At 66.4% G+C, this 14566-nt stretch carries 14 protein-coding genes; 4 read left to right on the top strand and 10 right to left on the bottom strand.

Annotated elements, in window-relative coordinates; all coding sequences use genetic code 11:
* The first annotated feature begins 132 nt into the window (after positions 1-132).
* Positions 133-579: a nucleoside deaminase gene (locus QJT82_RS18050; RefSeq protein WP_244978690.1), complete on the top strand. Its 447-nt coding sequence runs from the start codon at positions 133-135 to the stop codon at positions 577-579.
* Between the two features lie 231 nt (positions 580-810).
* On the opposite strand, the gene QJT82_RS18045 is transcribed toward QJT82_RS18050, so the two are convergent.
* Positions 811-1716 (bottom strand): alpha/beta hydrolase, encoded by a 906-nt coding sequence (locus QJT82_RS18045; RefSeq protein WP_028341071.1) that lies wholly within the window; start codon positions 1714-1716, stop codon positions 811-813.
* Positions 1717-1836: 120 nt separating this feature from the next.
* On the opposite strand from QJT82_RS18045, the gene QJT82_RS18040 reads away from it, so the two are divergent.
* Positions 1837-3069, top strand: a complete 1233-nt coding sequence (locus QJT82_RS18040) for an acyl-CoA dehydrogenase family protein (protein ID WP_028341072.1) — start codon at positions 1837-1839, stop codon at positions 3067-3069.
* A gap of 134 nt (positions 3070-3203) precedes the next feature.
* Here QJT82_RS18040 and QJT82_RS18035 read toward each other — a convergent pair whose 3' ends face one another.
* Positions 3204-4529 carry an adenylate/guanylate cyclase domain-containing protein gene (locus QJT82_RS18035; protein ID WP_028341073.1) on the bottom strand — a complete coding sequence of 442 codons (1326 nt, stop codon included), beginning with the start codon at positions 4527-4529 and terminating at the stop codon, positions 3204-3206.
* Between the two features lie 46 nt (positions 4530-4575).
* The gene (gene purD, locus QJT82_RS18030) at positions 4576-5853 is read right to left on the bottom strand and encodes a phosphoribosylamine--glycine ligase (RefSeq protein ID WP_028341074.1); all 1278 of its coding nucleotides are present in this window, start codon (positions 5851-5853) and stop codon (positions 4576-4578) included.
* 165 nt (positions 5854-6018) lie between these two features.
* Between purD and xseA the strand changes: the two genes are divergently transcribed.
* Entirely contained in the window at positions 6019-7641 is a 1623-nt protein-coding gene (gene xseA / locus QJT82_RS18025) for an exodeoxyribonuclease VII large subunit (protein ID WP_028341075.1), read from the top strand.
* 16 nt (positions 7642-7657) lie between these two features.
* On the opposite strand, the gene QJT82_RS18020 is transcribed toward xseA, so the two are convergent.
* Positions 7658-8488, bottom strand: a complete 831-nt coding sequence (locus tag QJT82_RS18020) for a dienelactone hydrolase family protein (protein ID WP_028341076.1) — start codon at positions 8486-8488, stop codon at positions 7658-7660.
* Positions 8489-8674: 186 nt separating this feature from the next.
* Here QJT82_RS18020 and QJT82_RS18015 point away from each other — a divergent pair, with 186 nt between their 5' ends.
* Positions 8675-8902, top strand: a complete 228-nt coding sequence (locus QJT82_RS18015) for a DUF2093 domain-containing protein (protein ID WP_016848019.1) — start codon at positions 8675-8677, stop codon at positions 8900-8902.
* Between the two features lie 14 nt (positions 8903-8916).
* On the opposite strand, the gene lpxK is transcribed toward QJT82_RS18015, so the two are convergent.
* From lpxK to QJT82_RS17985, 6 genes are all read right to left on the bottom strand, one after another.
* Positions 8917-9939, bottom strand: coding sequence for a tetraacyldisaccharide 4'-kinase (gene lpxK, locus QJT82_RS18010; RefSeq protein WP_028341077.1), 1023 nt, complete (start codon positions 9937-9939; stop codon positions 8917-8919).
* Positions 9932-11266, bottom strand: coding sequence for a 3-deoxy-D-manno-octulosonic acid transferase (locus QJT82_RS18005; protein ID WP_035631689.1), 1335 nt, complete (start codon positions 11264-11266; stop codon positions 9932-9934). The genes lpxK and QJT82_RS18005 overlap by 8 nt, the downstream gene beginning before the upstream one ends.
* Positions 11229-11942: a lysophospholipid acyltransferase family protein gene (locus tag QJT82_RS18000; RefSeq protein WP_028341079.1), complete on the bottom strand. Its 714-nt coding sequence runs from the start codon at positions 11940-11942 to the stop codon at positions 11229-11231. The genes QJT82_RS18005 and QJT82_RS18000 overlap by 38 nt, the downstream gene beginning before the upstream one ends.
* Positions 11939-12187, bottom strand: a complete 249-nt coding sequence (locus QJT82_RS17995) for a DUF4170 domain-containing protein (RefSeq protein ID WP_016848023.1) — start codon at positions 12185-12187, stop codon at positions 11939-11941. The genes QJT82_RS18000 and QJT82_RS17995 overlap by 4 nt, the downstream gene beginning before the upstream one ends.
* 130 nt (positions 12188-12317) lie before the next feature.
* The gene (locus tag QJT82_RS17990; RefSeq protein WP_028341080.1) at positions 12318-13127 is read right to left on the bottom strand and encodes a 3'(2'),5'-bisphosphate nucleotidase CysQ; all 810 of its coding nucleotides are present in this window, start codon (positions 13125-13127) and stop codon (positions 12318-12320) included.
* Positions 13114-14502 (bottom strand): TldD/PmbA family protein, encoded by a 1389-nt coding sequence (locus QJT82_RS17985; RefSeq protein WP_028341081.1) that lies wholly within the window; start codon positions 14500-14502, stop codon positions 13114-13116. Before QJT82_RS17985 ends, QJT82_RS17990 begins: the two co-directional genes overlap by 14 nt.
* Positions 14503-14566: the final 64 nt, after the last annotated feature.

Raw genomic sequence — 14566 nt, 5'->3', positions numbered from 1 at the left:
TCGCCTGGATGTTCAATTGGGGCGCAGGGCAACCGGCGATACGCGCGCCATCTGGGCGCGACTGGCGCAAAACCGGCATCCACTTCTGCTGAAGGCGACGCTACTAGCAGGTTTCTTCCGATGATACGAGGCATGTCTGCCCCTTCTTTCATGGATCTGGCGCTAAAAACCGCCGAAAATGCCGGAAAAGCGGGCGAGGTTCCGATCGGATGCGTGATTGTGCGGGGCTATGAGGTGATCGCCACCGCCGGCAACCGCACCCTGACCGACCGCGATCCGACGGCCCATGCGGAAATCCTCGCGATCCGGCAGGCCGCCGAGGCCATCGGCACCGAGCGGCTGGTCGATTGCGACCTCTACGTGACGCTGGAGCCCTGCACCATGTGCGCCGGCGCAATCTCCTTTGCCCGCATCCGCCGGCTCTATTACGGCGCCGCCGACCCCAAGGGCGGTGCGGTCGAGTCAGGCGTGCGGTTCTTCGCGCAGCCGACCTGCCACCATGTGCCGGAGGTCTATGGCGCGGTCGGCGAGACCGAGTCCGCGCGCCTGCTGCGCGAGTTCTTCAGGGAGCGACGCTGACGAATCCGTAGCCCGGATGAAGCGCAGCGCAATCTCTCCCCTCGTCGTCCCGGCGAAAGCCGGGACCCATAACCACAGGGTTGAGTCGTTAGAAAGCTGTGGCCCCAGCGTCGTGCAACAATGACCTTCGGTGGTTATGGGTCCCGGCTTACGCCGGGACGACATCGAGTGTGTTGCGTCATCGAGAGTCATATATTCACGGTCTCTTCGGATGACGGTGCGCGAGCGGAGTCATCCCGCCAGGAAAAACTCCCGCAGCAGCTTCGCCGTCGCCTCCGGAGCCTCCTCGGGCAGGAAATGCCCCGACGCCACCGGCGCGCCGCTGACATTGGTGGCCCAGGTCTTCCAGGTGTCGAGCGGCGTCGTTGCGGCGCTCGCAACCCCGGCATCGCCCCACAGCGCCAGCATCGGGACCGTGATCTTCTTGCCGGCGTCGACATCGGCCTTGTCGATCTCGTAGTCTGCATAGGCGCCGGCGCGATAGTCCTCGCACATCGCGTGGATGCGCGCGGGATCGCGGAATGGCGCGAGGTAGTGCGCGAGCGCGCGCGGATCGATCGCCTCCAGCGTCTTGCTTTTGGTCTGGCTCGCCATCTTCTCCTTGAGGAAGAATTCGCCATTGTTGGAGATCAGCGTCTCCGGCAGCGGATAGGGCTGTGCCAGGAACGCCCAGTGGTAGATCTTCAGCGCCGAGAGGCGATTGAGCTTCTGCCAGTAATCATAGGTCGGCGCGATATCGAGCACCGCAAGCTTCGACAGCCGGCCGGGATGATCGAGCGCGAGCCGGTACGACACCCGGCCGCCGCGATCGTGGCCGGTGAGCGCGAAATGCACATGCCCGAGTTGCTCCATCACCTCGACCATGGTCTTCGCCCAGGCCCGCTTGGTGTAGGGCGTATGATCCTTGTCGCTGTCGGGCATATCGGACCAGCCGTAGCCCGGCAGGTCGGCGATGATCAGCGTGAATGCATCGTCGAGCTTCGGCGCAACCGTGTGCCACATCACATGCGTCGAGGAGAAGCCGTGCAGCAACAGCAATGGCGGGCCCTTGCCGCCGACGCGGGCGAAGATGCGGCCCTGCGAGGTGTTGATCCATTTTGATTCATAGCCGGGAAAAAGATCAGCGAGATCAGGCATCGGTAGCTCCTTCCCTGTCGCGGGCGCTGCTTCAAACTTTGTTCGGCGTTGCCGCTGGCTTTGGCGAGGTTTATGCCATCCTCAAGTCCTGCCAACAACAACATGAAACGAGGAAGTGCCATGTCGATCGACTTCGAAATCCCCGCGGAGGCCAAGGCGATCCGCGAGAAGGTTCGCAAATTCGTGCACGACGAGTGCATTCCGGCGGAAAAGGAACTCGACAGCAAGCCGCTCGCCGAGGTGCTGGGACCGCTGCGGAAGAAGGCCCGCGCGCAGGGTCTGTGGTGCCCGTTCGTGCCGAAGGAGTATGGCGGTATGGGGCTCGGCCCGCTCGCCAACGCGCTGGTGCAGATGGAGCTCGGCGAGAGCATGCTCGGCGCGCTCTCGATGAACACGCAGGGACCGGACGACGCCTCGATGATGACGATCCTGGCGCACGGCACCGAGTACCAGAAGGAAAAATTCCTCAAGCCCCTGCTGAACGGCGAGAAGCGGATCTGCTTCTCGATGACCGAAAAGGCCGCCGGCGCCGATGCCACCGGCATGCAGACCACCGCCGTGAAGGACGGCAACGCGAACTACATTCTCAACGGCGAGAAATGGTTCTCCTCGTCGGCGAGCGTCGCCGACCTCGCGCTGGTGATGGCGAAGACCGATCCGAACGCGCCGCGCCACAAGCAGTACTCGACCTTCATCGTCGAGCTGCCCAATCCCGGCTACCGCATCAAGCGCAACGTCGCCAACATGGCGATCGAGGGTCCGCATGACGACGTGATCCATGGCGGCCACTCCGAGATCGAGATCAAGGATCTGAAGGTGCCGGCCGACAACCTGCTCGGCGGCGAAGGCAACGGCTTCAACATGGGTCAGCACCGCCTCGCCTACGGCCGGCTACGCCACGGCATGCACAACGTCGCCAAGGCGCAGCGCGCGCTCGACATGGCGGCCGCCCATGTCACCAAGCGCTCGACCTTCGGGCAGTTGCTGGCCGACCGCCAGGCGGTGCAGTTCATGCTCGCCGACTGCGCGAGCGAGCTCTATATCGGCCGGCTGATGCTGCTGCACATCGCCTACAAGGCCGAGAAGGGCCTCGATATCCGCCAGGAAAACTCGATCGCCAAGATCTTCCACGCCCACATGGTGCACAAGGTGATCGACACCGCGATCCAGCTGCACGGCGCGCTCGGCTTCAGCCAGGATACGCCGCTGGCGAAATGGTACACCCAGGTGCGGTCGCAGCGGCTGGTCGACGGGCCCGACGAGGTGCACAAGTGGAAGATCGGCAAAAACGTCATCAAGGCGTTCCGCGAGCACGGCACCACGGCGTCAGCGGCGGGCGGCGATCTGCTCTGACCACTTCGTCATTCCGGGGCGGCGCAACGCGCCGAACCCGGAATCTCGAGATAAGGTGAGAAGGTGCCCACAACATCGAGATTCCGGATCGGCGCGCGATGCGCGTCGTCCGGAATGACGGCGTGGGGCGGGGCCTAGCCGCTCGCCGCAAACAGCTCCCATGTCCCGGGCAGTCCCTTCAGCTCGAACGCGCCGCGCTCGGCGAATTTCAACCCGGCGCCCGCGACCAGATCGGTCACCACGCGCGACACCAGCACCTCGTTCGAGCCGCACTGCGACATCACGCGCGCCGCGGCGTGTACCGCTATGCCGCCGATATCCGTCCCCCTCACCTCGATCTCGCCGGTGTGCAGGCCTGCTCGCACCGGCAGGCCGATCTGCCGCGCGGCCGAGCCGAACGCCAGCGCACAGCGTACGGCGCGGCCGGGACCGTCGAAGGTCGCCAGAATGCCGTCACCAGTGCTCTTCACCAGATGGCCGCGATGGCGGCCAACCATCTGCTGCGCGAGTTGATCGTGATCGTCGAGCAGGCGTCGCCAACGATGATCACCCATCACCGCAGCACTGCGAGTGGAATCGACGATATCGGTGAACAGCACGGTCGCAAGCACACGGTCGAGCTCGGCATCACCACCATCGCGATGGCCGGTGACGAATTCCTCGACATCGCCGAGCATCGCCTCGGTCTCGCCGACCCAATAGTAGTGATCGCAGCCCGGATATTCCACGTATTTCGCGGCGGGGATCGAGCGCGCGACGGCACGGCCGAGCGCCACGGGAACGCGGGCATCGCCGATCCGATGCAGGACAAGCGTCGGAGTCTGGAGCATCGGCAGGATCGTCGTGACGTCGATCGCGCGATTGAGAACGAGCAGCGTCCGCAACGCTCCCGGACTGCTCGACAGCCGCTCGAATTTCGCGATCTGCGCGATCACTTCTGCATTCGTTGCCTGGCTCGGCGCGACAGTCTTGACCGTGTCGCCAGACCCCCAGTTCTGCACGATCTCGTCGCAGCGCAGCTGCCACACGTCGTCCGGCAGGCGATCCTTCGAGCGGGCAAAGCTGCCGAGCAGAACGAGATGCGAAACGCGGTCCGGATAGGTCGCTGCAAACAGCACACTCATCGGACAGCCCTCGGAGAAGCCGAACAACACCGCCTTCGTGGAGCCGATGGCATCCATGATGGCCCGGACGTCGTCCATGCGCTGCTCGAGGGAGGGCGCGCCGGTCATCCGATCCGACAATCCCTGTCCGCGTTTGTCGAAGGTCACGACCCGGGCGAAGCGCGACAGGCGACGCAGCACGGCGGTGTAGCCGGGCATCTCGTGCATGAACTCGATGTGCGAGAACAAGCCGGGGACAAGGATGATGTCGACAGGACCATCGCCCATCACCTGATAGGCGATGCTCGCGTCGGCGCTTTGCGCGTAGTGCGTCTCGGGCAGTCTGAAATCGGTCATTCGAAGGCCCCCGGGCGCGCCATTGTCGCCGCTGAGGCCGGATCGATCAACCCTTCTCCGCCTCCACCGCCTGCCAGGCGATGTCGCGGCGGCAGAATCCGTCCGGCCATTTGATCCGATCGACAGCCTGATAGGCGCGGTCGCGCGCCTCGGTGACCGTCTTGCCCATCGCGCAGACGTTCAGCACCCGCCCGCCATTGGCGATGATTACGCCATCCTTCGCCACCGTGCCGGCGTGGAAGATCTCGACGCCCTCGACCTTGGCGGCGTCGTCGAGACCGTCGATCCGCGTGCCCTTGATGTAGTCGCCGGGATAGCCCTTCGCCGCCATCACCACCGTCAGCGCCGGGTCCGGATACCAGCGCAGATCGAAGTTCTTCAGTTGCCCGTCGATGGAGGCGAGCAGCGCCGGCACGATGTCCGACATCATCCGCAGCATCAGCACCTGGCACTCGGGATCGCCGAAGCGGACATTGTATTCGAACAGTTTTGGGCCCTGCGCGGTCAGCATCACGCCGGCATAGAGCACGCCCTTGAACGGCATGCCGCGGCTCTTCATCCCGGCCACCGTCGGCAGGATGATCCGCGCCATGATCTGGTCGTGCACATCAGGCGTCACGAACGGCGTCGGCGAATAGGCGCCCATGCCCCCGGTGTTCGGCCCCTTGTCGTGATCGAACACCCGCTTGTGGTCCTGCGCCGAGGCCAGCGGGATCGCGGTCTCGCCGTCGCACAGCGCGAAGAAGCTGATCTCGCGGCCCGACAAAAATTCCTCGATCACCACCTCGGCGCCGGCCGAGCCGAACGCGCCCTCGAACATCATCGCGATCGCGGCCTCGGCCTCGGACAGCGTCTGTGCCACCACGACGCCCTTGCCGGCCGCAAGCCCATCGGCCTTGACCACGATCGGCGCGCCCTGGGCGCGGACATAGGCCACCGCGTCCTTCGCATTGTCGAAGCGGCGATAGGCACCGGTCGGAATGTCGAACTCGCTGCAGAGGTCCTTGGTGAAACCCTTGGAGCCCTCGAGCTGGGCGGCCTGTTTGGCGGGCCCGAACGCCTTGATATCGACCGCGGCGAGGTCGTCGACGATCCCGGCGGCGAGCGGCGTCTCCGGACCGACCACCACCAGATCGACCGCATTGCGCCGGCAGAATTCGATCACCGCGGCGTGGTCGGCGACGTCGAGCGCGACGCATTCGGCCTCGCGCGCGATCCCGGCATTGCCCGGCGCGCACCAGAGTTTCGTCACCAGCGGAGACGCGGCGATCTTCCACGCCAGCGCATGTTCGCGGCCACCGGAACCGAGCAGGAGGATGTTCATCTGTGTCGCCGATCAGAGGGGTTGTAACGCCATTTCGTCCGGTTTAGCACGCTCCCGAACCACAGCAACACGCGGTTCGATCAGATGTGGATATGTGATTCGACGCCTGAAACGCGGCGTCCGGACCTTGCACACGGGGTCGAAAACCCCGATTCTATAGATCAGATGACCGCTGCTCCGAATCTCGTCAACGCGCCTGAATTCACCGTCTCGGAACTCTCCTCCGCCCTGAAGCGGACGGTGGAGGACCGCTTCGGCCATGTCCGTGTCCGCGGCGAGATTTCGGGCTTTCGCGGCCCGCATTCCTCCGGCCACTGTTATTTCGCCCTGAAGGACGAGAGCGCCAAGATCGAGGCGGTGATCTGGAAGTTCGCCCACGCCCGCATGCGCTTCAAGCCGCAGGAGGGCCTCGAGGTCATCGCCACCGGCAAGCTGACCACCTATCCGAACTCCTCGAAGTACCAGATCGTCATCGATTCGCTGGAGCCCGCCGGCGTCGGCGCGCTGATGGCGCTGATGGAGGAGCGCAAGAAGAAGCTCGCCGCCGAGGGCCTGTTCGACGAGGCCCGCAAGCAGCTCTTGCCCTGGCTGCCCGAGGTGATCGGCGTCGTCACCTCGCCGACCGGCGCCGTGATCCGCGACATCCTGCACCGGCTGGAGGACCGCTTTCCCCGCCGCGTGCTGGTCTGGCCGGTCAAGGTGCAGGGCGACGGCTCGGCCGAGCAGGTGGCGGCCGCGATCCGCGGCTTCAACGCGCTGCCGGAGGGCGGCAGGATTCCACGGCCTGACCTCTTGATCGTCGCGCGCGGCGGCGGCTCGCTGGAAGACCTCTGGTCGTTCAACGAGGAGATCGTGGTCCGCGCCGCGGCCGAGAGCCATATCCCGCTGATCTCCGCGGTCGGCCACGAGACCGACATCACGCTGATCGACTTCGTCGCCGACAAGCGCGCGCCGACGCCGACCGCCGCCGCGGAGATGGCGGTGCCGGTGCGCAGCGAGCTGTTCGTCGAGGTTGCCGCGCTCGCCCGCCGCACCGTGGTGTGCTGGCAGCGCGCCCAGGAGGCCCGCCGTACCGAGCTGCGCGCCGCGGCGCGGGCGCTGCCGGCGGCACACGAGCTGCTGGCGATCCCGCGGCAACGGCTCGATCATCTCGCAGCAGGATTGCCGCGCGGGCTGAAGGCCAATACGCACGCGCATTTCCGCCGCTTTGCCGCCAGCAGTTCGCGCCTCACCATCGGCGTGCTGCGCGGCCAGATCGCCCATGCGCGGCAGCGGCTCACCGCATCCGGCGAGCGCATCACGCTGTCGGCGCGCGCGCTGCTGCATCGCCGCCGCGAGCGCTTCAGCGGTCTCGAAATCCGGCTCAAGGCCTCGAAGCTCGCTAATGCGAAGGCCCAGCGCAACGCCATCGCCCGCGATCTCGAGCGCACCCATCGCCTGGCCGAGCGCGCCCGGCGCGCATTGGTGACTACGATGCAGCGGCTCGAGGCGCGCGTTGCCCATAGCGGCCAGCTGCTGTCGGCGCTGTCCTATCGCGGCGTGCTGGCGCGCGGCTTCGCGCTGGTGCGCGACGCGCACGGCCATGCCGTGCACTCCGCTGCGGCGGTCGGCCCGAACGCCGGCCTGTCGATCGAGTTCGCCGATGGCCGCGTCGCCGCCACCGCTGACGCCAATCAGCCCCCGGCAACGGTGGCGCCCGAGAGCCAGCCGAAGCCCCAGCCGCGAGAGGCGAAACCGGCGGCGCCGAAGCGCGTCACCAAGCCGGTCGATCAGGGCAGCTTGTTCTAGTCCGGCAACAACTGTCTTAGCGCGACAGCCACTCGGCGACTTGCTTCTGCGCATCCTTGCGCGCGCCAGTATCGGTGCCGATGTGACCGCGCTCGGCGATCTCGGCATCGGAGGCCGCGACCGCGTGCAGCGGCAGGTTGGGCCGGTCGAAGTCGTGATAGGCCTCGGGATAGACCACGATCCGCGCCAGCGCGCTGCGGCCGCGGGCGCCGTCGACCATCTGATGGCAGGCCGATGATGACGTCACGTCGTCGCGCGCGCCGATCAGCACCAGCGTCGGCACCCGCGCGCTCCAGCCGAGGCCGAACGAGGCGCGGCAATCCGGATAGAACGCGACCGCCGAGCGAAAATCCGGCTCGACGTTGCGCGACCACATCTGCGGCCGCACCGCCCACAGCAGGGCGGCGGCGCCGTTGCCCCAGCCGATCAGGCTGATGCGGCGCTTCGCCACCCATTTCTGCTGCACCAGCCACTGCCGCGCCGCGTTGATGTCGGCGACCCGCGCGCGGCGGGTCTGCACCTGATGCTCCCTGATGCGGCACTGCGGACCGAGCTCGCGCGAACCGTAGCTGTCCGGCAGCAGCACCGCATGGCCGGTCGTCAGCAATTGCTCGGCCCAGTCGCGATAGCGCGGCAGGACCGGCTCGGAACGGCCGGCGAGACCGCCGCAGCCATGCAGCGCGATCACGGTCGGGAACGGGCCGTCGCCATCGGGCCGGTAGAGCTGCGCGTGCAGCGTGACGTTGCCTTCGGGGATCTCGACCTGATGCGGAGCCGGGAGTGGCGCCGCGTCCGCGGCCGGCACGGCAAGCATGGCGAGGCACATGAAAACTGACTTGAGGCGCATCCGATCCGGCCGGCTCGTTATGGCGCTGCAAACACAGCGGACCACGGCCGCAAGGCTACCATGCGCGTCCGCCGCCAAATCATCACAAGTCGGTGGTTTAACGGGCGGACATGACACCCTATCTGTGATAGACGGTTTCATCGACATCCAGATGGCCTCGTCGGAGGCAAGGCGGAGAGCTCAATCGTGCTGAACAAGTTCGGTCCCTCGGGCCATGGCGAAGCGCAGGTGCAATATCTCGACGGCGATTTCCGCGTGATCTCGCCCGGCACCTTTGTGCGCTGTGCCATCACCGACGTCCGGATTCCGCTCGACGAGCTGAAGTACTGGAGCGTCGACCTGCAGGAAGCCTACGCCACCCCGACCGCCGTGCTGCAGCGCCACCATCCCGGCGTCCTCAAGCCGCAAGCCTAGGCTCGACGCCTGGCTCATTTGGAGAGCCTCCTGCCCCGCGCCCTGAACAGCTGATCGGCCACCAGCCGCCGCAGCGCGTCGCTGTCATCGAATTGCAGCGTCACCGCGAACGGCACGATCGCCTGTGCCCAGGCCGGCATCCCGTCCGGACCACGCAACCGCGCGAGATCTTTTTCCGTCGTCACCAGCGTCAGCGCGTCGCGACGCCCGTCGGCAACGAGCGCTTCGATCTCCTCCTTCGTGAAGGCATGATGATCGGCGAAAGCCTTGCTGCGCACGACGTCGACGCCGCTTGAGCGCAACGTGTTGAAGAAGCGCGCGGGATCGCCGATGCCGGCAAAGGCGAGCGCACGTGCTCCGCTCAGCGCCGCCAGCGAAGCCTGGTCCGGCTTCAGATGCGCCGACAGCACCGGCTTGCCGCGGGACGCCAGATCGGCCGCGATCCTTTGCGCCGCGCTCCCCTCGCCGACCACGATCAGCGCGTCGGTCCGTTCCAGCTGCGGCACCAGCGGCGCGCGCAACGGTCCCGCAGGAATCACGTGGCCGTTGCCGACGCCGCGCATGCCGTCGATCACGATCAGGCAGGCATCCTTGGCCACCGAGGGATTCTGGAAGCCGTCATCCATCAGGATCACGCTGGTATTCTGGGCGCGCGCCAGCGCCAGGCCTGCGGCGCGGTCGCGCGACACCACGACCGGCAAGCTCGCCGCCATCATCAGCGGCTCGTCGCCGACATCGGCCGCCGTGTGGCTGTCGCGATCGACCTTGACCGGGCCGCCGAGCCTGCCGCCATAGCCGCGGCTGAGCACCACCGGCCGCTCGTCAATTTCGCGCAGCAATTTTGCCAGCGCCAGCACCGTCGGCGTCTTGCCGGCGCCGCCGACATGGTAATTGCCGACGCAGACCACGGGAATGCCGGCGTCGACGCCGGATTGCCGCATCCGCCGTGCGGCGACCGCGCCGTAAAGCGCGGCAAGCGGTTGGAGCAGTTGCGATGTCCAAGACGACGGCCGGTGCCAGAAGGCCGGCTCACGCATTGGCGGCTCCCATCTCGAGCCGCAACTGCAACAGATAGGGCTCGAGAGCGGTCACCGTGCGCTCCAGCGCGCCACCGAGCTGTTCGACGACGCGCTCGGAGGCCGCCAGCGAAGTGTCGCGTGCCGCGGAATCAGCAAGGAACTGGCCGAGCTGCTTGACCAGCACTTCCCGATCATCGGCGCGGCGCGCGCCGCCGGCACGATCGAGCGCCTCATAGACATCGGTGAAGTTGAACACGTGCGGGCCGTGCACGATCGCCGCGCCAAGCTTGATCGCCTCGATCGGATTCTGGCCGCCATGCGCGACCAGCGAGCCGCCCATGAAGACGATCGGCGCGAGGCGATAGAACAGGCCGAGCTCGCCCATCGTATCGGCGACATAGATATCCGTTGTCGCGACCGGCAGATCCTCGTGCGAGCGCAGGCCGGGGCGCAGGCCCGCCTCCGTCACCAGCCGCGCCACCGCCTCGCCGCGCGCGGCATGCCGCGGCACGATCACTGTGAGCAGGCCGGGGAAGAATCCGGCGAGCGACTTGTGCGCCTCGATCAGGATCTCTTCCTCGCCGGGATGGGTCGATGCGGCGACCACGATGGCGCGGCCGCGCGTCACCGACATCAGCCGCTCCAGCTTGGCCGGATCGGCCGGCGGCGCCGCGACGTCGAGCTTGAGGTTGCCGGTGACGACGACGTTGTGGCTGCCGAGCGCGGCAAAGCGTTCGGCGTCGGTGTTCGACTGCGCGAGACAGATGTCGAACCGTCCGAGCAGCGCGCCGATGGTGTTGGAGACCCGGCGCCAGCGCGGGAACGAGCGCTGCGACATCCGCCCGTTGATCAGCACCATCGGCAGCCGCCGCGCGGCGCTCGACAGGATCAGGTTCGGCCACAAATCGGACTCGATGAACAGCGCCAGCGACGGATGCCAGTGATCGAGGAAGCGCGTCACATAGCGCGGCGAGTCGTACGGCACGTATTGATGGATCACGTCGGGCGGGAAGCGCTTGGCGACGATCGCGGCCGAGGTCACCGTGCCCGAGGTGAGCAGGATGCGCAGATTGAGCGCGCGCAGCCGCTCGATCAGCCCGGCCGCCGCCAGCACCTCGCCGACGCTGGCGCCGTGAATCCACACCAGCGGGCCCTGCGGCCTGGTATCGGCGCTCACGCCGCGGCGTTCGCCGACGCGTTCGGGATCTTCCTTGCCGAGCTTGAGCCGCCGCTTGATCAGGGCAGGCGCGAGCGGCACCATCGCGGACGACAGCTTGCGGTACACACGCAACGTCATCGGTAGCGAGCTAGCCAAGCGCTGCCTCCGGCCGCCCGACCGCTGCATAGGCACGTCGGGTCGCTTCGTTGAGAAGTTCCTCCACGTGCTGCCGAAGCTTTTCCATCGTCGCGGCGTCGGCATCGGGCGGCACATAGACCGGCTCAATACCTACCACTGCGCCGCGCCCGAATGGCAAATTGATGGTGGTCGAATCCCAGTTTTTCAACCGGATGAATCGGCTGGTGACCATCGCAAAGGGCATGATCGGCCGGCCGGTCTCCCGCGCCAGCATGATAGCCCCGAGGCCCGCCACCCGCGCCCGCTTCGGCACATCGGCGGTGGTGGCCATGTTGCAGCCGTCTTCCAGCGCCCGAACCATCTCCAGGAAGGCGCCGACGCCGCCCTTGCGATGGAACGCGCCGGAATGATCGCCGGAACCTCTGATCGTGCCGATGCCGAGCCGCTCCACCGCGAGGGCGTTGAATTCACCGTCGCGGTGGCGGGAGATCAGCACCTTGGCGCGGTAGCTCTCCTTGGTCTTGATGAACGGCGTCATGAAGTGCTGGCCGTGCCAGAACACGAAGATCGCCGGCATCAGGGGCTCGACGATCCCGTACACGTCATGCGGCTGGTAGCTGAAGCGGTTGGTGTACCACACCAGCCTCAGATACTCGGCCGCAAGCACACCCAGCGCGCGCTGCACGAAGCCGCTGCGCAGCAGATCGCGAAAAAGTCGTTTCAATGGGAATGCTTTGTGTCCTGCTCAGGATCGAGCAACCGGTGGAGATGAACGACGAAATAGCGCATCTGGGCGTTGTCCACGGTCTGCTGCGCCTTCGCCTTCCAGGCTGCATAGGCGGTCGCATAGTTCGGGTAGACGCCGACGATCTCGACTTCGTCCAGATTCTTGAAGGTGTTGTGCTCGAGATCGGTCAACTCGCCGCCGATCACGAGGTGAAGCAGCTGGGGCTGGGCATTGTCTGACATGATGGTGGTTTTCCTAACGAGATGCCCGGCAAACAAATGAAGTCGTGGTCGTCACAGGTCTGGTCGTCACAAGGCTGTCGCAGCAGGTCTGGTCGTCACAATCGGAAACGCGGCGCGGATCGGCGGGGCCTCACGGCAAAGGACGGCTGCGGAAATGCTCGACAATGCGTGCATGACGTTCGCGTCCTGCTGCCACCAGCACCCCATGCGTCACCTCCCGGCGATTGTACTCAATCGCGTCCCCCGAGAGCGCAGTCATCTTACCACCCGCTTCCTGCACGATCAAATTCGCGGCGGCAAGATCCCAGTCGCGGCTTTGCCCGCCCGCAAAGGCCGCGTCAAGTCGACCTTGTGCTACACGGCACAACCGCAGCGCCAGCGATCCGATCCGCGGATAGAGCGTGATCTCGTCCGGCGTCGGGCTGAGCCGCTGCACCAGCGGCTTCGGTCCCGCCATCCGTGGAAAATTGAAATCGGTGCCTGCGGTTGCATGCACCGCGCCGTCGTTCAGGGTGGCGCCCTGTCCGCGGGCGGCGAAGAAGAATTCCTCGCTGACCGGTGCATACACCGCCGCGAGCACCGGCGATGCATTTTCAACCAGCGCCACACTAACGCACCAATCCTCGCGACCGGCGAGATAGGCGCGGGTGCCATCGATCGGATCGACGATCCAGGTGAAGCGCCTGCCAAGCCGGGAGTCGTTGTCGGCGCTCTCTTCCGACAGCCAGCCATAGCCGGGCGTTGCCGAACGCAGCTGCTGCTCCAGGAGGTCGTTGACCGCGATGTCGGCCTCGGAGACCGGCGAGGACGCGCCCTTGATCCAGTTCTTCAATTCGGTGCGGAACAGCGACGAGGCGAGCCGGCCCGCTTCCTGCACCGATCTGATCAGCAAGGCGGCATCGCGCGCCTTGGTCCAGTCGTCCGTATCAGCGTCCGCCAAGCGTCAGGCCCTCGATGCGCAGCGTCGGCGAATTGACGCCGTAGCGGAATTCCAGATCGTTGGCGGCGACCAGCGACTTGAACATCGGCAGCAGATGGCCGGCGATGGTCACTTCGCTGACCGGATAGGTGATCTCGCCGTTCTCGATCCAGAAGCCGGACGCGCCGCGGCTGTAATCGCCGGTCACGCCGTTGACGCCGGATCCGATCAGGTCGGTGACATAGAAGCCCTGCTTGATGTCGGAGATCAGCTCCTTCGGCGTCACCGCACCCGGCTCGAGATGCAGATTATACGTTCCGGGCGACGGCGAGGACGACACACCGCGATGCGCATGCCCCGTCGTCACGAGGCCTAGCTCGCGCGCGGTCGCCGAATCCAGCACCCAGGTGGTGAGCACGCCCGCATCGATCAGCGCGGTCTTCTTCACCCTGACGCCCTCGGCATCGAAGGTCTGCGAGCGCAGGCCACGCACGCGCAAGGGATCGTCGATGATGCGGATGTCCCTGGAGAACAGCTGCTCGCCGAGCTTGTCCTTCAGGAAGCTGGTCTTGCGCGCGATCGAGGCGCCGTTGATGGCGCCGACCAGATGGCCGACGATCGAGCCGGCGACCCGCGGATCGAACACCACCGGCACCTTGCAGGTCTCGACCTTGCGCGGATTCGACCGCGCCACCGCGCGCTCGCCGGCCTTGCGGCCAACGGTGGCAGGTGAATCGAGATCGGACGCATGCGGCGCGCTGGTGAAATCGTAGTCGCGCTCCATGCCGGTGCCCTCACCGGAAATCGCCGTGGTCGAGATGCCGTGGCTGGAGCGCAGATAAGAACCGTGGAAGCCGGTCGACGTCACCAGCACCATGCCGCCGATCCCGGTCGAGGCCGACGCGCCGCCGGACTTGGTGACACCCTTGACCGCGAGCGCCGCGGCCTCCGCTTCGATCGCGCGCTGCTCCAGTTCGGCCGTGCTCGGAACCTTGCGATCGAGCAGATCGAGATCGGGGAAATCGCGGGCGTGGAGCGCCGGATCGGCGAGACCGACATATTTGTCGTCCGGCGCCACGCGCGCCATCGCGACCGCACGCTCGGCAAGCTTGGCGACCCCGTCGCCGCTGACGTCATTGGTCGACACCACCGCCTGGCGCTGGCCGACGAACACCCGCAGGCCGACGTCATCGCCTTCGGAGCGCTCGGTTTCCTCGACGCGGCCGTCGCGCACCTCGACGCCCTGCGAGACGCCGCGCACCGCGATGGCATCGGCCGCATCGGCCCCCGCGCGCTTTGCGGCATCGACCAGGCGCTGCGCGAGGTCGCTCAGGCCCGATTGGTCGAACAGATCGGAGGTATCGCCGTGTCGCGATGCAGATGGTGAAGAGTTCACGAACGAATTCCTGCGGATTGAGGGGGGCCCGGAACGAGGTCGACAGATCCACCAGATGTGCCGG

The organism is Bradyrhizobium sp. Mp19 (genome assembly GCF_029952935.1).
Classification (GTDB): Bacteria; Pseudomonadota; Alphaproteobacteria; order Rhizobiales; family Xanthobacteraceae; genus Bradyrhizobium; species Bradyrhizobium elkanii.
Note: the sequence above shows the minus strand (reverse complement) of the source record. Positions and strands in the feature narration are given on the sequence as shown.

Coding starts and splice junctions, on each gene's coding strand:
- QJT82_RS18020 (WP_028341076.1), bottom strand. CDS start 8,488: ATGCGCCTCAAGTCAGTTTTCATGTGCCTCGCCATGCTTGCCGTGCCG.
- QJT82_RS18005 (WP_035631689.1), bottom strand. CDS start 11,266: ATGCAGCGGTCGGGCGGCCGGAGGCAGCGCTTGGCTAGCTCGCTACCG.
- QJT82_RS18040 (WP_028341072.1), top strand. CDS start 1,837: ATGTCGATCGACTTCGAAATCCCCGCGGAGGCCAAGGCGATCCGCGAG.
- QJT82_RS18050 (WP_244978690.1), top strand. CDS start 133: ATGTCTGCCCCTTCTTTCATGGATCTGGCGCTAAAAACCGCCGAAAAT.
- xseA (WP_028341075.1), top strand. CDS start 6,019: ATGACCGCTGCTCCGAATCTCGTCAACGCGCCTGAATTCACCGTCTCG.
- QJT82_RS17995 (WP_016848023.1), bottom strand. CDS start 12,187: ATGTCAGACAATGCCCAGCCCCAGCTGCTTCACCTCGTGATCGGCGGC.
- QJT82_RS18035 (WP_028341073.1), bottom strand. CDS start 4,529: ATGACCGATTTCAGACTGCCCGAGACGCACTACGCGCAAAGCGCCGAC.
- QJT82_RS18045 (WP_028341071.1), bottom strand. CDS start 1,716: ATGCCTGATCTCGCTGATCTTTTTCCCGGCTATGAATCAAAATGGATC.
- purD (WP_028341074.1), bottom strand. CDS start 5,853: ATGAACATCCTCCTGCTCGGTTCCGGTGGCCGCGAACATGCGCTGGCG.
- lpxK (WP_028341077.1), bottom strand. CDS start 9,939: ATGCGTGAGCCGGCCTTCTGGCACCGGCCGTCGTCTTGGACATCGCAA.